Genomic DNA, 16,848 nt, shown 5'->3' with positions numbered 1-16,848 from the left:
TATGTTCTTATTTTGATTAAAATAATTCCTCTTTACAAATGAGTTTCAGTCTAACTAATTCCACTGATACACCATGTAAAGAGGCTATCTGATATACATCATTTGTTTCGGCAATCGCTTCGTCAGGTATCAATAATTCAGCTGCAAAGCGGTTAGCTTCAAGTTCAATCTTATCTACAGAAAAAAATGTAGTTTTCTTCATAAACGAAGTGTTTAAATTTGAATGGAATATGGAGTGACCAAGTTCATGAGCGCATACAACCCGCTGCAATGATTCACTTAATTTCGAATTTATAACGATAATTGGTACCCGTTTATAAACAAAATAGTAACCCCAGATATTCCCTAGATCCTGAAACTGAATATTGATCCCTTTACTTTTCGCGATTCGAAACGGGCAATTAGTTTCGTGTCTTTTTACTAAATGAACAGCAGTCTTTTTTACTATCACTTAATCGCGCCCCTTCAAATTCCTACTTATATTTTTTAGGGGTGAATTTATCTTTAGCTACTCGTTTTGCTAACCTCATTGCTTGCTCCAATGAAGCTTTTAATAGTTCTTGGTCCTCAATTTCTTCAGGAGTTTTCCCATCATAAGCAGCAAATCCACCGTCTAGTCCATCTAGAATATTTTGAAGATCATTTACTATATCGCGCTCTTCTTTGTCCGTTAATTTAGTTTCACTTCCATTGCCAATTAAATAATCAATTGAAACATTATGAAGAGCAGCTAAAGCAATCAATGTTTCATGGTCAGGCTCACGAATTTCATTTTCATAGTGAGAATACCTTGCTCTCGATATTCCTAATGCCTCAGCTATATCTTGTTGTCTGCGGTCCCCCCGTAATTGTTTTAATTTTTTTCCTAACATAATAGCACCTCCTTCATAGAATCTATTATAGATACAATTTGTATCTATTAAAATGAATGATACAAAAAGTATCAAAAGTGTTGACGATACGAAATGTATCTGATATATTGTATTTAAGATACATAATGTATCAAATAGAGAGGTGAAAAATTGTGAGAGAGAAATTGATAGAAAAACGTAAATCATTAGGTCTTACACAAGTAGAATTATCAAAAAAATTAGGGATTTCAGAAGTATATGTACGTAAATTGGAAAGTGGAGGAAGAAACCCATCTGTTTCTACAATGTTAAAGTTCGAAACTTTGTATGGGGTTTCAATGAAGGAATTATTCCCTGATATTTTTTTAATCAAAAATGATACAAAATGTATCAAAAAATTAGCTTAGGAGGGATAATTTTGAATCATTTGGCAGTTATTCATCAACAATGTGTACTTAATAAGTACTTTGCAGTTTACGGCACTTTTGATAACCCATTGTTCTTAGCGAAGGATGTAGCGGAATGGATTGAACATTCAAATGTTTCTATGATGATGAACTCAGTAGATTCGGAAGAAAAGAGCTTAGAGCAGATAGGCACTGTAAACAATGCTTATAGTGCTTGGTTCTTAACAGAAGATGGTCTATACGAAGTATTAATGCAATCACGAAAGCCTATCGCAAAACAATTTAAGAAACAGGTCAAAACAATTTTGAAAGAGATCCGTGCAAACGGTGCTTATGTTCATGTAAATGAAGATGATGATGAAACAATCATCATGGCCAAAGGTTTATTCGCAGCACAAAGAGCCATCGAACGCCAAAAGCGTGAAAATGAAGCGCTTCACAAACAAATTGAAGCTGATTCGCCATATACGAAATTTGGAAAGGTTGTAGCCATTGCAGATGGAGCAGTTAACGTTGGTACTTTTTCAAAAATGATTTATGAAAAACATGGTGTGAATATCGGTAGAAATAAAATGATTGCTTGGTTACGTGATAATGGTTACCTCATTAAACAATTTGGTGCTGAGCGTAACTTACCTAAACAAAAATATATAGAACAAGGTTGGTTCCGGGTCCGTCCAGCAGTCGTTACACGTACAGATGGCGACATGCAGACAGGTACAACTTTAATAACCGGAAAAGGGCAAATTGCTTTGACAGATATTTTAATAAAGGAATTTTCTCAAAAAGCAAATTGAAAGAGGCGCAAATTTAGCGCCCGTTATGGAGGGATTTTAATGCGAAGAGTACGTGGAGCGAAGGCATTAGTTAATTATTTAGAGGAGACAGGAACTCCTATGTCAGAGTCAACAGTTTATCGATTATTAAGAACAAAGAAGATTCCACACATCAGACCGTCAAACCGTATTTTAGTTTTTGATTTAGATGCAATCGATGCTTGGTTAACGGTTGGTGCAGAATCTCAAATTAGTTAGCCGAGGGCAATCGGCTTACTTAGAAGAGCTAGGGCAATAGCTCAATAGCAAGTTAACTTGCTTAAGTTAAGTATATTATCTCGGAACATATTTATCTATGCAAAGTGTGCATATATGCTCACCACGCATTTATGCACGATACGCATATTACTTAGGGGGAAAGATCGTGTCAATCGATGTAGGAAAGTTAATCAAAACATTTAGAAAGCGAGCTCAATTAACGCAAGAGAGTTTTGCAGATTTAATGAACGTTACGCAATCAACAGTGAGTCGTATAGAGAAAAATATTATTGCTTGCGAAGTTAACTTCTTGGTGAAGGCTGCAAAGGTAACAAATTCAGAAGATTTAGCAGCGATGTCATTGTTTGGTATTTCAACAGAAGCACTTGCTCAGGTTGTTTCATTAGTACCTGCTTCAATCAATAATATACCGCTTTTTATGTAGAGGGGATGGATAGGGATGTTAAGAACATTACGCAATTACTTTTTCGAAGAAGAAGCAAAAGCGGGAAAATCAGACGTGGCCGTATTAATAGTAGTGGCTGCAGCACTAGCGTTCGCGGGGTATGCACTTTACACAATGGGAGGGTTTTAATTGAACACAGGGCAAATAAAAAACCGCTAATCACTGGCATGATTAACGGCAAGTCATGAAAAAACTATTAAACCAATTATACCACATCGTGGTAGAAAAGGAAACACAACTTAATAGCGTGACAGTGCGAGAGTTTTCTCGCTCTCGTCAAGCAGCCTTCAATCGGTTGGTTAGCCGTTCTCCTCCTAGGGAAGCATTGAGGGTTGCTTGATGGGAAAGCCCATTAAAAAAACCACTGCTGGGAACAGTGGCTTTGAAAAATCTTATTTACGTAATTATACCACGGGAGGGTTCTTTATATGAAGAAAATCGAATTAATCTTTATCAAATTACGCAATTTTAAAGGCATTAGTCAACTGGATGTTGATTTAAAACGTGAAAATGCCCGTATTTACGGTGACAATGCAACAGGCAAGACAACAGTGTTTGATGCGTTCCTTTGGCTGCTGTTCGATAAAGATAGCAACAACGATTCAAAGTTCGCCCTACAAACATTAACTGGCTCAGGGCAGAAGGTGCACAACCTGGAGCATACCGTTGAAGGTGTTTTCTTAGTAGACGGTGCCGAAGTTCAATTGAAAAAGGTCTATAAGGAAAAATGGACAAAAAAACGTGGACAGGCTCATAAAGAATTTGGCGGTTATACTACGGAACACTTTGTAGATGATGTTCCTGTAAATAAAAAAGAATACGTTGCTAAGGTGGAAAGCATCGTACAAGAGGAAGTATTCAAGCTTTTAACTTCACCAACGTATTTCAATGAAAACGTTAAATGGCAGGAGCGCCGGAACATTTTATTAGAAGTGTGTGGCGACATTTCGGATGAAGATGTAATTGCATCAGATTCAGCGTTGGCGAAATTAAATGATGTCCTTAGCGGTAAATCAATTGAGGATATGAAGAAGATTATTGCCAGCCGTAAAAAGCACATCAATGACGAGCTTGAAAAAATCCCGGTGCGTATTGACGAAATCCATAAAATGATTCCGGAAGTACAAATTGATGCCGAGGCTTTAAAAACCAAAGTGGAAAAGTTAGAAACGGAAATCAATGGCTTAAAGGATCAGCGTTACCACGTAACAAACGGTTCAGCAGTTTTAGATAAACAACATCAGTTAAAAGAGCTTGAAATGCAGCTGGGTGACTTCAAGCGAACATTTGAAACAGACAGTAAGCAGGAAATTTACAAACTTCAAACACGCATTCAAGAGCTGCAGGGCAATGTCCAAATCATTAAATCAGATATTCGTATGAATGATATGGATAAAAATGATGCCGAGCGCGAAATTAAAACACGAATGGACCGCATTTCTAGCAATGAACAATCGATGCAGCGTTTACGCGAGGAGTTCGAATTATTAAAAACTCAGGTATTTGAGCATAACGGAGATTGTGAAGAATGCCCAACTTGTAAACAGGCTTTACCAAAAGAACAAGTCGAAGCAGTTCGTGATGAAGCACTTGCACAATTTAACGAAAAAATTTCAAAACGTAAAGGTGAAATTAAAGAAGAAGGCCCTATTTATGCGAATGAAAATAAACAATTGCAAGCTGAAATTCAAACGATTAATGAAAAGCTTGCAACAACATTTATTCCTAAATCAGAGGAGCTGCACGATAAATTAGCATCTGCAGAAAAAGAAGTTTCGAAATTCAATGAAAAGTTACAACAAGCACAGACTGCAGTTCCGGATGTAACAACAGCCGATCAATATAGGCAACTAACAGTTCAAATTACTTCAATTAATGAAGAAATAGCAAAAGCAAAAACGAATGCAAATGAAATCATTTTAGATATTGATGAAAATATCCTTCAGCTGGAGGAAGAAAAACGCACTATTAACGCTGAATTAGGTCAACTTTCCAATGCTGAAAATCAGCGTAATCGTATTACAGAGTTAGAAGCGGAGCAACAACGTTTAGCTGCTGAATACGAGGTGCTTGAAGGTAACTTATTCCTTATCGAAACATTCACTCGCAAGAAAGTTGAAATGCTTACAGAACGCATTAACAGCAAGTTTAAATACGCTCGCTTCAAATTATTCGAAGAGCAGGTCAATGGCGGTCTTAATGAAGTTTGCGAAACATTATATGACGGCGTACCTTACGGAAGCGGTTTAAATAATGCGGCAAAAATCAATGTAGGTTTAGACATCATCAATACTTTATCAGAGCATTACGGCATTCTGGCACCTATTTTCGTAGACAATGCAGAGGCTGTAACGAAGTTTATCGATGTAGAGTCACAGCTTATTAGCTTGGTAGTTTCAGAAAAGGACAAGCAGTTACGAGTTGAATTAGATCCAATCGAATTGAAGGAGGCAATTTAATATGTCAAATGCAATAGCAAATCAACATAACCAAGTGGTGCAAAAAGAAAAACAAAATGCTTTCGTAACGAAAGTAGCTCAAAAAATAGAGCAAATGCAAGAGCAGGGTCAAATCAGTTTACCAAGTAACTATTCAGCAGCCAACGCTTTGCAAGCAGCTTACTTTACATTAACAGCGGTTGATTTCAAAACAAAGGTTGCCCTAATCGATAAAGTAACACCTGAGTCTGTAGCGTTTGCGCTTCAAGATATGGCAATTCAAGGTTTATCGGTTGCAAAGAAACAAGGATATTTCATCGCATACGGTGACAAATTACAGTTCCAACGCTCTTATCATGGTACACAAGCCGTTATAAAACGTTTAACAGGCATTAAAGAAATTTGGGCAAACGTCATCTGGAAAGGTGAAGAGTTTGAAGTAGAGTATAACGAACGTGGGGTGCTTACTTTCAAATCACATAAGGCTGATTGGAAAGCAGCAACAGGTCAAAAAGAAGATATTGAGGGTGCTTATTGCATCATTGAACACGAAGACGGACGACAGTATTTAACTGTAATGACAATGGCCGAAATTTTAACATCATGGTCACAATCTAGTAATCAATCAGTGCAAAACAAGTATCCGCAGGAAATGGCGAAACGTACCGTTATCAATCGTGCTGCAAAAGCATTCCTAAATACTTCAGATGACAGCGATTTACTTGTAGATGCTATTAATCGAACAACGGAAAACGAATTTGAACCGCAAGTTAAGGATATGGGGGATGTGCAAGAGGTTCAGTATGAAATTGCACAAAATGCCAACTCAGAGGAATTGGATATTGCTGCAACAACAGTTTCCGATAAGCCAATTAAAAAACAAGCGGCGGAAATCATTGAACCTGTTCAAGACGAAATTCAACAGGAACAATTATTCCCGGATGACGACCCAGGATTCTAAAAATGATTGATATTCAAACATTAGCAACAGGTTCAAATGGTAACTGCTATCGGGTTTCCGATGGCAGTACAACCTTACTGTTAGAAGCAGGCATCACTTTTAAAGCAATACAACAGGGGCTAGATTTTAAAACTTCTGAAATAGCTGGAGTTCTTGTATCACATGAGCATATGGACCACTGCAGGGGCGTTGAGGGCTGTTTGAAACGGGGCATGACAATTTATATGTCTCAGGGCACAAAAGACGGTATGAGCTTAGATAATGCACAAATTCGCATTATTAAAAGCAAAGAACAGTTCCAAATTGGTACATGGACAATATTGCCGTTTGACGTGCAGCACGACGTAAATGAGCCACTTGGATTCCTTCTCCAGTCAGATAACGGGGACAAGCTCTTATTTGCAACAGACACTTACTACATCAAATACAAGTTTACTGGTTTAACACATTTGATGATTGAGTGTAACTACGATCAGCAGACACTTGATGAAAATGTTGAAAGCGGCCGCACACATCCGATTATGCGAAAACGTGTGATGCGCTCTCACTTTTCACTGGAAAACTTAATCGAATTTTTTAAAGCAAACGATTTATCGAAAGTTGAAGAAATCCACTTGTTGCATTTATCGGATAGCAACAGCAATGTAGAACGGATATTTAATACAGTCGCAAGAGCGACAGGCAAATTAATTCATATTCCATAGGAGGGTCAGGGCAATGACTCAATCAAAAACGAACCGTGAAATAATATACGCAAATAGTATGTATATGCTTATGCGCCGCATTAATTTTAAAGCGGAAAGAGGATGGAAAGTAGTCGGTGAAATCAAAGGAACAGCTGAAGGACGTTATGGCTGTTTGATAGAACGAGAGATTGGATTTAGGTAGGAGGGCTAGGGCAATGGCTGAACAATACAACAGGCGATTTGAGGGCATATGGATTCCAGCTAACATTTGGCTTTCGGAAACACTTACCTTGCAAGAAAAGATATTTTTAGTCGAGATTAAGAGTCTTGATAATGAGCAAGGCTGTTTCGCTTCAAATGAACACTTTTCAAAGTTGTTTCAATTAAGTAAAAGTAGATGTTCTGAAGTGATTAATAGACTTAAAGAAAAGAATTTGATTCGGATTCAGTTTACTTATAAAGAGGGCAGTAAGCAGATTGAAAGACGAACAATTCGAGTGAATCTTGGACACGATTTGTTCAATGAAGGTATTCGGAAAACCGAAGGACCTATTCGGGAAACCGAAAGGGGTATTCGGTATGTCGAAGACCCCCCTTCGGAAAAGGCGAAGGATAATAATACATTATTTAATAATACATCTATAAATACTACTGCTACTACTGATCGCTCACGCGAGGTTTTCAACTCAGTACAGCAGAACATCCGATTCAATCTATCACCTATCGAAATCGAAACTGTAGATTACTGGTTAAAAGATTATCCGCATGACTTAATATTAGAAGCTATTAAACGTGCAGCCTTATCAAACATTACAACTTTACGTTATATCGAAAGTATTTTAAGAGACTGGCAGAAAAAACGCCTTACTACTTTAGCAGAAGTCGAACAAGATGACGTAGCATTTAACGAAAAGAAAGGTGGTCGCAGAAATGGATCCCATTCAAAAGGTATTTCAACAGCTAGTGGAGCAGAATCAGACGACTTCTCCTTATAAACTTTGTTCAATTTGTAATGAGCCGGTGCCAGCGATTGAAGTTGATGTATTAGGAACAAAACGCTGGGTACAGCCGAAATGCAAATGTGAAGCAGAAGCCTTTGACGCTGAACAAAAGGAATTTCAAAACTTTCAGCGTGAACGTGAAGTAAGGGAGTTATTCAGCATTAGCCAAGTGGGTGACCGTTATTTACAAGCCGACTTTAAAAACTTTCAAATGCGGGCAGGTTCTGAGAATGCGTTAAAAGTCTCTCAGTATTACGTGGACAAGATTGAAACATTCGGGCGAGAGAGCTTGTTACTTTGGGGCGATCCAGGAAACGGCAAAACTCATTTAGCAGCAGCCATTCATAATGCATTACGAGAAAAAGGATTGGTTGTCGTCTTTGTTTCAATGCCGGACCTGCTTAGCAAAATTAAAGCTACATTTAACCGGAATAACAAAGAGTCCGAGGAACAGATATTACGAGCATTATCCATCTGCGACTTGCTTATTATTGATGACCTTGGTGCAGAAAAAACAAGCGATTGGGTAGAGGAAACAATTTTTAAAATTATCGATAACCGGTACCGCCGCAATAAGCCAATTTTAGCAACATCCAATATGGCACCGAAAGAGCTTCCTGAGCAGATTGGCAAGCGAGCAAATGACCGTATCGTTGAAATGATGCAACCAATTGAAAATAAGGCAACCAGCTTCCGTAGAGAACATGCAAAAGAACGTTTTGGGCAGTTTAAAGCATTTTTACAAGAGAATGAGGGCGCATAGGCGCTCTCGATTGGAGGATGTTATATGGAAAAGCCAACAAATATTGTGCCGATTGAACAGTTAGAAATTGGAATGCAAGTACGAATCTTAAAAGGTCCCTTAAAGAACACCATTTTGCTTATTAAAGGCATTGATATTCTCTCTGAAAAAATCACTTTTGACTTAGGATGTCTTTATTTTGAAACTCAAGGCAGCTTCTGGGCAGTAGAAAATGTGCGTCCACAACCAAAAACGCCACATCAAATAAAAATGCCTGTAGCTAAAATCCATCAGGAATCAAGTCGTGAACTTTTGGAATTAGAACAAGATTACGAGCTTGATAGCCTCCATGATGCAATGGGGCGAGGCGACGAACGAGAAATCGAACGAAGTAAACAGCGTTTAGCTGAAATACACAAGGAATTGGAGTCGAGCAAATGAACATTCACACAGCCTACACGATTTATAACAACGGTATTCAAACAGTCGAGCCACAGTTGGCCGAGGCTATTGATCGTATTATTGATGATAAAAATAAGCAGCTAGAGAAACTGGACAAGGTCGAATTGGCCGAGTTTAAAACCCGCATTGAGATGGAGGCAGTCGATGGCTATTATAGCGCACTGTTAAAAAAGCGAGTACAGCAGGTTGAAGTATTGCAATCTGAAAATCACCGGTTACGTACAGGAATTGTTGAGCTACGTGAATACATTGGCTATCAACCTCATTCGGATTTAGCTGAAAATGTAGTAGATATTTTATACAAAATTCTAAATGATGAAACGAAGGTTGGTGAATCAAATGCCATTTAACGATATGTATACACAGGGAACAGCATCTTACATCGGATTTCGTACAGAAGAGTATTGCAAGGTTTATTGGTTAGTAGATGGAGAACGTAAATCTAAAACTGTCTGCTTCGATGAAGAAGAAATGATGAATGCAATTAACATTCGCACAAAGTTTACAGCGGGGCTACCGTTTGAAATTGAATATACAAATCCACCTTTAGAATTTAAACAAGTGGGTTAAGAGGAGGAAACGAGAATGAATCTAGCATTCTTTAAAATAGACCGAATAATCGAAAATCAAGATCATAAAATCATCGAAATTCCAGCGGGAGGCATTCAATTTGAATACAAGGGCCAAATAATCCAATCAATGGAGCCCGTAAAGCTTGAAATTAATCATGAGGGATTATTTCATAACACAATGCGATACATGAATTTCGCAGTTTATACGGATCAATCATTGTTTGCATCAGGACAACTCATGTATGAGTCAGTATTTAGTGTTGTAGCGCATGAGGAAGTACAGCGTGCTATTTATAAAGAGATAGCCAAGCGTTGCAAAGTTGTACCGATGTACAAGCCGGTGAATGAGCGAGAGTTGTTCGCTAGAGAATATGAAGCTGCTTACGAGCTGTTAATGGGGGTATAAGGATGAATTTACAGAAATTATTTGAGATGCAGTCAGAATTGGATGCGCTTATTCTAGCAAAACAAAACCTAGAAAAAGTTAATTTGAAAAACATGATTCTAGCAGTTATTACTGAAATCGGTGAAATGTCTAATGAATGGGGCGGCTTTAAAGATTGGAAGGTTAATAAACAACCAAAAGAAGGTCTGCTTGATGAAATTGCGGATGTATTAAGTTTTATCCTTGTTATCGGAAACCAGTTGCATCATCGTGGCCCACTTATTATTTATCCGAAAGGTGATAGTGAAAGAAATGGTCTTGAATATGATGACATTACTTCGCAAATTTTATGGCTAACATCTTACTTCATCCGTTTATGGGAATACGATGAAATCGATGAAGGGTATCGGGATGTTCTTACGACATTTGCGATTTTAACAGAAAAGCTAGGCTTCACGTGGGAGCAGGTTGAACAAGCTTACTTCGCTAAAAACCAAATCAACCACGAACGTCAGGAGAGTGGTTACTAATGGAACTATGCGGACGATGCAACAGGCAGTTAAAAACAAGTAAAAGCATAGAGCTAGGGTTTGGTCCAGTTTGCTACAAAAAATATCAGCAGGAGCTGGCAGACGCTGAATTTGAGCGAAACCAAGTAACGATTGATGAGGTGATACAACATGACGAACTTACAAGTACAAATCGGGCAGCGTCTTAAAGCGATTCGCAAAATACTTGGATATACGATTAAAAGTTTAAGTGAAGCCACATGCGTTAGTTCCAATTTAATCAGTCTTATGGAAAATGGCAGAATCGAACCTAGCATAATCAAAGTGGCCAAGATTTGCGAGTTTTACGATATTACGGTGGATGCACTTGTTTTCGACACAGGCAAACAGTTTGATGACTTACTAAATGACCTGAGAGGAGTTACGTATGATGTACGTGGAGCTGGTTAAGCGTATTGATCAAGACAAACTAATGATAGCGGGCTATTTTACGAAAAGTGAGTTAAAGGTATTGAAGCTAGAAGGCTACCGGCAGTTACCAGCTAATAAAAACGGCATCAGGGTGGCATAGGAGGTATAGGGCAATGATTCAATTTACGGTACCAGGTTTCGTACAAGCACAGGAGCGACCGAGATTTTCGAGAATGGGCAAGGGCGTCAGAACACATGACGCCCCGAAGTCTCGCTCGTACAAAGAGTTAGTAAAGCTTGTAGCATGGGAGAATAAGCCACAGGAGCTTATTGTAGCTCCGGTAAAGCTAAAGGTGGACGTTTATATTGTCCCACCAAAAAAGTATCAAACAAAGCCAAAACAGGCACTTATTGCATCAGGTGAATTACGACCAACAACCAAGCCGGATTTAGATAATTTGGTAAAGGGCATAAAGGACGTCTGCAGTAAAATCATTTGGCATGATGATGCACAGATCGTGGAGATGGTGGTACGAAAATTCTATGATATGCAACCAAGAGCGGAAGTAAAAGTGGAGGTAGTTGCATGAAACACAATCCAGAGGACCATTTCAGACTCGTACACAAAATTGCTAATCGTTATAAAAATGGTAACCGTATGGAATATGACGATATTTATCAGGAGGGATGCATTGGTCTGATGCGCGCCTGTCGAGAGTATAAAAACGGCGAGGTGCCATTTGGGGCATTTGCGGCAATGCATATAAATTTCGCTATTCTTAACGCCTTACAGGTCAGTCATATCCTACATGTTGATTCCATGACCATCGATAATGCTATGAAAATACACAAAAGGCAGTGGAGAGAATTACCGGTTCATGAAATCGCTGAAAAGCTGAACAAGCCGATTAAGTTTGTGCAGCGAGCGCTTGATTATTTAAAGTTAGATGTTTTATCGCTTGATTATGAGTACAGCAATAAGAAAGCCGACAAAGAGTTGACGATATTGGATAGTTACGGGTACGTACCGCATTTCGACGATAATATTTATATCGAGCAAATGTTGGATGTGTATGAAGTAGAGGAACGGGATAAACCGATTGTCCGCATGGTGCTGGAGGGGCACACGTTCAAAGATGCAGCCGTTTCATTGGGAATGAGCCATAAAGCGGCGCAACAGCGTAAGAGCAAACGTAAATATCGGATGATGGATAAAAAAGATTTGATTTATGCGTAATTGAACCAAAATGCTTAGTAAAGATGAAAGGCTTATCAACAATCAAGTAGGAGGAGAAATTTTATGGAAAATGTATATGTAAACTGCCCGCATTGCGGTGAACTAACAGAAGCAGAGTATGACATTGAGGAAGTGGGACAATTCGAAAATTACGATAACAACTGCGAAATGTGTGACATGCCATATTCTTTCGAAATCACAACTAAAGTAAGTAAATCTTAATCAGCATTACGAACAAATTGTGTGGTAGAAGAGGAACAATTTCTGGCTATACTGCCATAAATACCTGGCAGGAGGTACAATGATTTGTTATTTCTAATGGCTTTTGTTATACAGATTGTTATTTTTGGGTTATTCGTGTTATCGCTTTTTATAGTAAATGGACATAAGTTCAAAAACCATAAAAAAAAGACCTGAGCTTCCACACTCAAGTCAGCAAAACTATACAAGCTCATTATAGCAATATGGGCTTGAATAACAAACAAAAACCTCAGCACTCGCCATGCTACGGTTTCCCTACTGCTTAATTTATCCATCACAAGTAAATTATAGCATAAGGGGGCAATCTTATGTATTTCGAAGATTTATTAGAGGAGTACAAGCAGTTGTTGAAGGTAATGAAGTCTGAGGGCGTAACAAGCGGCAGTATGTACCAGGAAGTGAAACAGGCAATTGAATGGATGGAAACAGGTTATGACCCTGCAGAGTATCGGGCAGCTACTCGAGTGGACGCATTTCCGATGGATCCGTACCATATGCAAACTTATATGGCTTATGTGAATGATGACGATATGTTGATGCCGGAGTTTATGGGATCGTTAAAAAAGAAAATTGAAGAGAATTTTGCTGATATTGATGTTGAGGCACCAGAGTGGCAAAGCTATATGGCTTATATGATGCGTGATTTAAATGCAGCAGCTATAAAGGCTAATGAAGAGAAACGTAGAATTAATAGCGCTCTTAAAGGACTTACAGATGATGAGCGCGCAGTATATATCGCTATTGAAGCTGAGCTTTTGCCGTTCAGCAAGGTTGCAAGAATGCTAGATATTAGTAAAAGCACGGTGCAGAGTTATTACAGCCGGGCTAAGCGTAAAATCCATGCAAATATTACGCATGGCACGCAAGAGAGTTTGTTTGATGATATTGCATAGAATTAAGCCATTATGTTGAGGAGGAGTTTAAATGAAAGATGGATGGGTTTTGCAGCTAAAAGATAAATCAGTAGGTACAAGATATTTTGACGGAGAAGATACTACAGCCGATTTATATAATGCGCTAATTATTAATAATAAAGAGAAGTTCATCGAATTTTTAAAGAAGCATGAAGAACATATCATCAATGAATTTGGACCTGATGCAATTTGTAATGCCGGTTACACAAATATGATGAACAACTTTGAATTTGTCGAAATCGAATATTCAATTTAATAAACAAACTAAAAGGAATTTTGCCATACGAATGCCTTATATATAAGAGCACTTATTTTTTACCACAAATAAAAATGAGAGGCTACAGTATTCGATCTATGACAACTGAATAATTTTTACCGAAGAGCACTCAGATGGATGGGTGCTCTTTTTCTATACATAAAAATGGGGGTGAGCGTTATGATGACGGCTCTGAAATGTGAGAAGTGTGATAGACCGGCGCAGTTAAAGAAGCAGGCTACTGGTCGGACTCGTAATGGGCATTTGAATGTTAAGAAGGTTTATGAACGTCTTTGCCCGTGTGGGGGAGAGGTTAGGCCTGTGATTGAGTAGGGCTTTTTATGAACATATGCAGATTAAAATGAATATGATATTATGAAAGCATCGACAATTTCATTAAACCACCGACTACCCTAGGTCGGTGGTTTTGTATTTACTTTAAATTTCTCAACACTAAATAAGGAACTGTATGTTCTGATTTCGATTTCTTTTGATTCTACTGGATTATCCTAGTATAATTTGTATAAAATTGTCGATTATATCTAGGGGGAAATAAAAGAATGATAAAGAAAAAAATGATTAAAGTTAGGGCTTTTGAAATAGTTACTCCAAAAATTGGGTTGATTGATACATACTATAATTCTATGTATGATTATGAACTTATAGATACACTTTTCCAATCGATACTTAAAGTGGATAAAGTGAACCGAAAGTATGTTAGTTCTAATAATTCCTTTAATTTAGGGGACTACAGACAATCATTAGATGCAGATATTACAGAGGGCTATTTTCTTACTGCTAGATATGGTTTAGCTCAAGAGCACATTGATATACCTACCCAAAGTAGTTTAGGGAAGATACCAGAAACTAGTGGTTTAGAGGCAGTAGTACATTTCATGATTGATCGTAAAACAGGTTTATTTTTAGTACAAGAAGATCATAATAAAGTTTTTAATATTAAGTTGTTAAGTCAGTTTTTACGATCACATAAAGAAATTATATATCCGTATATTGACGAATATAACAAAAAGAATAAGGGGGATAAATCTAAAAATATAGAAGGTTATACTATCCATAAAAACTCAATATTTAAAATTTTGACTCTGCCACCTACTGATTTCTTTGAGAAATTGAAGGAGATTGAATCTATTACACACGCGACCATGAAATTGGACAGTGATACTGATAAAAGAAAAAAAGATGTCAGTCAAATTCTAGATCAAGAATTGGCGGCTAATGGCATAAATGAATATGGATTAGAAATCAAAATTCAAAATACTGGGAAAATGAATGTTAAAACTTTTGAGAATTATTTTGAAAAAATTAGAGAAATGCAATTGTATGATTCATTTTCGGTGAAGGGAATACTGAAAAAAAGCAAAAGAGAAGTTACTATTAATCAATCCCCTATTACAAAAGATTTTGATACTGAGGTTTCATATAATAGTAAGGGTGTAATTTCAGTAAAGGATATTCAATTTGGAATGACGAATATTATAAAAAATGAAAATCCTATTTCTTTAAAAAAATTACCCGGCAAATGGATCAAGGTAGGAGACGATCAAAATGTTAAGGAGGCTATTCAGAAAGAGATTGAAACCCGCAATGAAAGGGAAAGTGGTAATAACGAACAAACAGGATAATAACAATAATTTCGGCGTTTTTAATGCATATATTCAAGGCTATAATTTGAAACGTATATCATTTGAGTTATTGATACCTTTTTTAGTGGGTTTAGTAACAGTATTGATTTTTTATTTCTCAAATTCTTTACCTGGTTTTATTACAAAAAAAATTGCAGATACAAATAGTTATCTTGCTAGTATTATTGCATTACAAATTGGTTTTAATATTACCTCTTTAGCTTTAATTTCATCTTTTAATAAAGAAGCCATAAGTCAAACATTTAGTGGGGTTCGTGCTGGGGAGAAAGAGGCTGTTTTAAAACAGCTATTAGCTTCCTTCATCTACTGTATTTTAATACAAACTATATTAATAATATTTGGTACAGTATACAGTACAGTTATAGAAAGTTTAAAAAGTATAGCGCATAATATTGATGTTTCAAGTACTGTAAAGATATATGGAATACTAACTCTAGCATTTATTTGGTTATTTACTGTAATGCATAGCTTTATGGTTTTCTATCGTAATGTTTTGCTTATTTATAAATTTTTACTTGTAAAGTTTAAGAACTAAAATGGTTTTAAAGTAAGTTGTTAATAATATATATCAGTTTAGTTCAGGGCGCTCATTTTGAGCGTTCTTTTTATTTTGTTAAGCAATTAGCTTACTGAGAGAGGTTATTATTGGAATAGGGCTTTGAGTAGGGCGTATTGCTATTTCTTTAGGCTGTGCTTTCTATAGGGAGGGGAATATATTAGTGTAATAGATTCCCATTTGATTTATGATTGAGTGGGAGTGATAAAGATGGATGATAACGCTAAAAAGGAACTTCCTTTAGTGGGAATTGGATTTTTGATAATATTAATTTTTGTAGTGCCAATATTGCTAGGAGTATATAACCAAAAAGCAAGTTCACTTGGCTTTTGGGGAAGCTATTTAGGCGGAATTGTGGGTATGGTAGCAGTTGTATTTACTACGTATGCTTTAATTAGAGAACAGAAAAAGAATATTGATGGGTCAGCTGAGGTGAATGATAGAAAAACTAGAGAGAGGGAACACAAACTATTTTTGCTTAATAAAAATGAAAAGTTAATTGATTTAATTGTAGGGTTAATGAAATATGTTAAGTTAAGAAATGAAATTTTTCGTAAAATATATAATAACGGAAATGAAATTATAAATTTAAATAATTTTCATGAATATTTGAAAAAAAATGGGGTCGATATCAATAGAGACGATTCGATGAATGATGTAATTATTAACCTAATAGGTGACAATAAGGCGAACCAGTTTCGCGAAAGTGAGCTGTTTGCAGAATTAGAAATTCAAATCAGCGAAATTAAAGTGTTGTACACAATTTTAGGATATGATTTAAATGAAGTTGATGAATTTAAGGAAGCTCTCGTTGAAAACGCGTATGATATGGTTAAAAAAATAAATAATAAGATGTTCAATGAAAGTTATCTACAAAAAGTAAATGAATTTGATGGGGTTACTGAAGAATTATTAAACAAAATAATAGATAAACATATATCAAACCATAGATTATTATTTGAAGACTATAAAAAATAGCGTCCATCTTGGATGCTTTTTTATTTATTCAAGCTATTAGCATAATGAGGTGATGCC

29 protein-coding genes are annotated in these 16,848 nt (G+C 36.8%); 27 read left to right on the top strand and 2 right to left on the bottom strand.

Annotation, left to right across the window (positions count from 1 at the left end; translation table 11 throughout):
• Positions 1–16: 16 nt before the first annotated feature.
• On the bottom strand, positions 17–451 hold the full coding sequence (locus AC6CH1_RS07520; RefSeq protein WP_350480701.1) for an ImmA/IrrE family metallo-endopeptidase: 435 nt from the start codon (positions 449–451) through the stop codon (positions 17–19).
• A 22-nt stretch (positions 452–473) separates the two neighbouring features.
• Positions 474–872 (bottom strand): helix-turn-helix domain-containing protein, encoded by a 399-nt coding sequence (locus AC6CH1_RS07515; RefSeq protein ID WP_350480700.1) that lies wholly within the window; start codon positions 870–872, stop codon positions 474–476.
• A 152-nt stretch (positions 873–1,024) separates the two neighbouring features.
• Here AC6CH1_RS07515 and AC6CH1_RS07510 point away from each other — a divergent pair, with 152 nt between their 5' ends.
• From AC6CH1_RS07510 to AC6CH1_RS07380, 27 genes are all read left to right on the top strand, one after another.
• Complete coding sequence (locus AC6CH1_RS07510; protein WP_498316897.1) at positions 1,025–1,258, top strand: helix-turn-helix transcriptional regulator; 234 nt, start codon at positions 1,025–1,027, stop codon at positions 1,256–1,258.
• A gap of 11 nt (positions 1,259–1,269) precedes the next feature.
• On the top strand, positions 1,270–2,055 hold the full coding sequence (locus AC6CH1_RS07505; protein ID WP_498316895.1) for a phage antirepressor: 786 nt from the start codon (positions 1,270–1,272) through the stop codon (positions 2,053–2,055).
• 39 nt (positions 2,056–2,094) lie between these two features.
• Positions 2,095–2,292, top strand: coding sequence for a helix-turn-helix transcriptional regulator (locus tag AC6CH1_RS07500; protein WP_498316893.1), 198 nt, complete (start codon positions 2,095–2,097; stop codon positions 2,290–2,292).
• 166 nt (positions 2,293–2,458) lie between these two features.
• The gene (locus AC6CH1_RS07495) at positions 2,459–2,737 is read left to right on the top strand and encodes a helix-turn-helix transcriptional regulator (protein WP_342573748.1); all 279 of its coding nucleotides are present in this window, start codon (positions 2,459–2,461) and stop codon (positions 2,735–2,737) included.
• A gap of 15 nt (positions 2,738–2,752) precedes the next feature.
• On the top strand, positions 2,753–2,887 hold the full coding sequence (locus tag AC6CH1_RS07490) for a hypothetical protein (RefSeq protein ID WP_498316891.1): 135 nt from the start codon (positions 2,753–2,755) through the stop codon (positions 2,885–2,887).
• Positions 2,888–3,186: 299 nt separating this feature from the next.
• Complete coding sequence (locus tag AC6CH1_RS07485; protein WP_498316889.1) at positions 3,187–5,217, top strand: AAA family ATPase; 2,031 nt, start codon at positions 3,187–3,189, stop codon at positions 5,215–5,217.
• 1 nt (position 5,218) lies between these two features.
• Positions 5,219–6,157: a recombinase RecT gene (locus AC6CH1_RS07480; RefSeq protein WP_498316888.1), complete on the top strand. Its 939-nt coding sequence runs from the start codon at positions 5,219–5,221 to the stop codon at positions 6,155–6,157.
• A 2-nt stretch (positions 6,158–6,159) separates the two neighbouring features.
• On the top strand, positions 6,160–6,861 hold the full coding sequence (locus AC6CH1_RS07475) for an MBL fold metallo-hydrolase (protein WP_498316887.1): 702 nt from the start codon (positions 6,160–6,162) through the stop codon (positions 6,859–6,861).
• 13 nt (positions 6,862–6,874) lie between these two features.
• On the top strand, positions 6,875–7,045 hold the full coding sequence (locus AC6CH1_RS07470) for a hypothetical protein (RefSeq protein WP_498316886.1): 171 nt from the start codon (positions 6,875–6,877) through the stop codon (positions 7,043–7,045).
• Between the two features lie 13 nt (positions 7,046–7,058).
• Positions 7,059–7,838, top strand: a complete 780-nt coding sequence (locus AC6CH1_RS07465; protein WP_498316884.1) for a DnaD domain protein — start codon at positions 7,059–7,061, stop codon at positions 7,836–7,838.
• Positions 7,774–8,607: an ATP-binding protein gene (locus AC6CH1_RS07460; RefSeq protein ID WP_498316883.1), complete on the top strand. Its 834-nt coding sequence runs from the start codon at positions 7,774–7,776 to the stop codon at positions 8,605–8,607. Before AC6CH1_RS07465 ends, AC6CH1_RS07460 begins: the two co-directional genes overlap by 65 nt.
• A gap of 24 nt (positions 8,608–8,631) precedes the next feature.
• Positions 8,632–9,027, top strand: coding sequence for a YkzI domain-containing protein (locus AC6CH1_RS07455; RefSeq protein WP_498316881.1), 396 nt, complete (start codon positions 8,632–8,634; stop codon positions 9,025–9,027).
• Entirely contained in the window at positions 9,024–9,398 is a 375-nt protein-coding gene (locus AC6CH1_RS07450) for a hypothetical protein (RefSeq protein ID WP_498316879.1), read from the top strand. Before AC6CH1_RS07455 ends, AC6CH1_RS07450 begins: the two co-directional genes overlap by 4 nt.
• Positions 9,388–9,618 carry a hypothetical protein gene (locus tag AC6CH1_RS07445; RefSeq protein ID WP_498316878.1) on the top strand — a complete coding sequence of 77 codons (231 nt, stop codon included), beginning with the start codon at positions 9,388–9,390 and terminating at the stop codon, positions 9,616–9,618. The genes AC6CH1_RS07450 and AC6CH1_RS07445 overlap by 11 nt, the downstream gene beginning before the upstream one ends.
• A 15-nt stretch (positions 9,619–9,633) precedes the next feature.
• The gene (locus tag AC6CH1_RS07440; protein WP_498316876.1) at positions 9,634–10,026 is read left to right on the top strand and encodes a molecular chaperone; all 393 of its coding nucleotides are present in this window, start codon (positions 9,634–9,636) and stop codon (positions 10,024–10,026) included.
• Positions 10,027–10,028: 2 nt separating this feature from the next.
• On the top strand, positions 10,029–10,535 hold the full coding sequence (locus AC6CH1_RS07435; RefSeq protein ID WP_498316875.1) for a dUTP diphosphatase: 507 nt from the start codon (positions 10,029–10,031) through the stop codon (positions 10,533–10,535).
• Positions 10,535–10,723 (top strand): DUF6011 domain-containing protein, encoded by a 189-nt coding sequence (locus AC6CH1_RS07430; protein ID WP_498316873.1) that lies wholly within the window; start codon positions 10,535–10,537, stop codon positions 10,721–10,723. The genes AC6CH1_RS07435 and AC6CH1_RS07430 overlap by 1 nt, the downstream gene beginning before the upstream one ends.
• Complete coding sequence (locus AC6CH1_RS07425; RefSeq protein ID WP_498316871.1) at positions 10,686–10,964, top strand: helix-turn-helix domain-containing protein; 279 nt, start codon at positions 10,686–10,688, stop codon at positions 10,962–10,964. The genes AC6CH1_RS07430 and AC6CH1_RS07425 overlap by 38 nt, the downstream gene beginning before the upstream one ends.
• Positions 10,945–11,085, top strand: a complete 141-nt coding sequence (locus tag AC6CH1_RS07420) for a hypothetical protein (protein ID WP_498316869.1) — start codon at positions 10,945–10,947, stop codon at positions 11,083–11,085. The genes AC6CH1_RS07425 and AC6CH1_RS07420 overlap by 20 nt, the downstream gene beginning before the upstream one ends.
• Positions 11,086–11,098: 13 nt before the next feature.
• On the top strand, positions 11,099–11,515 hold the full coding sequence (locus AC6CH1_RS07415) for a RusA family crossover junction endodeoxyribonuclease (protein ID WP_498316868.1): 417 nt from the start codon (positions 11,099–11,101) through the stop codon (positions 11,513–11,515).
• Positions 11,512–12,162 carry a sigma-70 family RNA polymerase sigma factor gene (locus tag AC6CH1_RS07410; RefSeq protein ID WP_498316866.1) on the top strand — a complete coding sequence of 217 codons (651 nt, stop codon included), beginning with the start codon at positions 11,512–11,514 and terminating at the stop codon, positions 12,160–12,162. The genes AC6CH1_RS07415 and AC6CH1_RS07410 overlap by 4 nt, the downstream gene beginning before the upstream one ends.
• 63 nt (positions 12,163–12,225) lie before the next feature.
• Positions 12,226–12,384: a zinc ribbon domain-containing protein gene (locus AC6CH1_RS07405; protein WP_498316864.1), complete on the top strand. Its 159-nt coding sequence runs from the start codon at positions 12,226–12,228 to the stop codon at positions 12,382–12,384.
• A gap of 347 nt (positions 12,385–12,731) precedes the next feature.
• Positions 12,732–13,316 (top strand): sigma factor-like helix-turn-helix DNA-binding protein, encoded by a 585-nt coding sequence (locus tag AC6CH1_RS07400; protein ID WP_498316863.1) that lies wholly within the window; start codon positions 12,732–12,734, stop codon positions 13,314–13,316.
• Positions 13,317–13,347: 31 nt separating this feature from the next.
• Positions 13,348–13,593 (top strand): hypothetical protein, encoded by a 246-nt coding sequence (locus AC6CH1_RS07395; RefSeq protein ID WP_498316862.1) that lies wholly within the window; start codon positions 13,348–13,350, stop codon positions 13,591–13,593.
• 560 nt (positions 13,594–14,153) lie between these two features.
• On the top strand, positions 14,154–15,236 hold the full coding sequence (locus tag AC6CH1_RS07390) for a hypothetical protein (protein WP_498316861.1): 1,083 nt from the start codon (positions 14,154–14,156) through the stop codon (positions 15,234–15,236).
• Positions 15,199–15,792, top strand: a complete 594-nt coding sequence (locus AC6CH1_RS07385; protein WP_498316859.1) for a hypothetical protein — start codon at positions 15,199–15,201, stop codon at positions 15,790–15,792. Before AC6CH1_RS07390 ends, AC6CH1_RS07385 begins: the two co-directional genes overlap by 38 nt.
• 231 nt (positions 15,793–16,023) lie before the next feature.
• Complete coding sequence (locus AC6CH1_RS07380; RefSeq protein WP_498316857.1) at positions 16,024–16,791, top strand: DUF456 domain-containing protein; 768 nt, start codon at positions 16,024–16,026, stop codon at positions 16,789–16,791.
• Positions 16,792–16,848 lie beyond the last annotated feature (57 nt).

It is taken from the genome of Solibacillus sp. GQ1, assembly GCF_059758555.1.
Note: the sequence above shows the minus strand (reverse complement) of the source record. Positions and strands in the feature narration are given on the sequence as shown.

Excerpts from the sequence above, each read along its gene's own strand:
- AC6CH1_RS07460 (WP_498316883.1), top strand. The coding sequence starts at position 7,774 with ATGGATCCCATTCAAAAGGTATTTCAACAGCTAGTGGAGCAGAATCAG.
- AC6CH1_RS07465 (WP_498316884.1), top strand. The coding sequence starts at position 7,059 with ATGGCTGAACAATACAACAGGCGATTTGAGGGCATATGGATTCCAGCT.
- AC6CH1_RS07415 (WP_498316868.1), top strand. The coding sequence starts at position 11,099 with ATGATTCAATTTACGGTACCAGGTTTCGTACAAGCACAGGAGCGACCG.
- AC6CH1_RS07485 (WP_498316889.1), top strand. The coding sequence starts at position 3,187 with ATGAAGAAAATCGAATTAATCTTTATCAAATTACGCAATTTTAAAGGC.
- AC6CH1_RS07390 (WP_498316861.1), top strand. The coding sequence starts at position 14,154 with ATGATAAAGAAAAAAATGATTAAAGTTAGGGCTTTTGAAATAGTTACT.
- AC6CH1_RS07405 (WP_498316864.1), top strand. The coding sequence starts at position 12,226 with ATGGAAAATGTATATGTAAACTGCCCGCATTGCGGTGAACTAACAGAA.
- AC6CH1_RS07420 (WP_498316869.1), top strand. The coding sequence starts at position 10,945 with ATGTACGTGGAGCTGGTTAAGCGTATTGATCAAGACAAACTAATGATA.
- AC6CH1_RS07400 (WP_498316863.1), top strand. The coding sequence starts at position 12,732 with ATGTATTTCGAAGATTTATTAGAGGAGTACAAGCAGTTGTTGAAGGTA.
- AC6CH1_RS07435 (WP_498316875.1), top strand. The coding sequence starts at position 10,029 with ATGAATTTACAGAAATTATTTGAGATGCAGTCAGAATTGGATGCGCTT.
- AC6CH1_RS07450 (WP_498316879.1), top strand. The coding sequence starts at position 9,024 with ATGAACATTCACACAGCCTACACGATTTATAACAACGGTATTCAAACA.
- AC6CH1_RS07490 (WP_498316891.1), top strand. The coding sequence starts at position 2,753 with ATGTTAAGAACATTACGCAATTACTTTTTCGAAGAAGAAGCAAAAGCG.
- AC6CH1_RS07410 (WP_498316866.1), top strand. The coding sequence starts at position 11,512 with ATGAAACACAATCCAGAGGACCATTTCAGACTCGTACACAAAATTGCT.
- AC6CH1_RS07455 (WP_498316881.1), top strand. The coding sequence starts at position 8,632 with ATGGAAAAGCCAACAAATATTGTGCCGATTGAACAGTTAGAAATTGGA.
- AC6CH1_RS07380 (WP_498316857.1), top strand. The coding sequence starts at position 16,024 with ATGGATGATAACGCTAAAAAGGAACTTCCTTTAGTGGGAATTGGATTT.
- AC6CH1_RS07430 (WP_498316873.1), top strand. The coding sequence starts at position 10,535 with ATGGAACTATGCGGACGATGCAACAGGCAGTTAAAAACAAGTAAAAGC.
- AC6CH1_RS07470 (WP_498316886.1), top strand. The coding sequence starts at position 6,875 with ATGACTCAATCAAAAACGAACCGTGAAATAATATACGCAAATAGTATG.
- AC6CH1_RS07515 (WP_350480700.1), bottom strand. The coding sequence starts at position 872 with ATGTTAGGAAAAAAATTAAAACAATTACGGGGGGACCGCAGACAACAA.
- AC6CH1_RS07425 (WP_498316871.1), top strand. The coding sequence starts at position 10,686 with ATGACGAACTTACAAGTACAAATCGGGCAGCGTCTTAAAGCGATTCGC.
- AC6CH1_RS07395 (WP_498316862.1), top strand. The coding sequence starts at position 13,348 with ATGAAAGATGGATGGGTTTTGCAGCTAAAAGATAAATCAGTAGGTACA.
- AC6CH1_RS07475 (WP_498316887.1), top strand. The coding sequence starts at position 6,160 with ATGATTGATATTCAAACATTAGCAACAGGTTCAAATGGTAACTGCTAT.
- AC6CH1_RS07385 (WP_498316859.1), top strand. The coding sequence starts at position 15,199 with ATGAAAGGGAAAGTGGTAATAACGAACAAACAGGATAATAACAATAAT.
- AC6CH1_RS07445 (WP_498316878.1), top strand. The coding sequence starts at position 9,388 with ATGCCATTTAACGATATGTATACACAGGGAACAGCATCTTACATCGGA.
- AC6CH1_RS07500 (WP_498316893.1), top strand. The coding sequence starts at position 2,095 with ATGCGAAGAGTACGTGGAGCGAAGGCATTAGTTAATTATTTAGAGGAG.
- AC6CH1_RS07480 (WP_498316888.1), top strand. The coding sequence starts at position 5,219 with ATGTCAAATGCAATAGCAAATCAACATAACCAAGTGGTGCAAAAAGAA.
- AC6CH1_RS07440 (WP_498316876.1), top strand. The coding sequence starts at position 9,634 with ATGAATCTAGCATTCTTTAAAATAGACCGAATAATCGAAAATCAAGAT.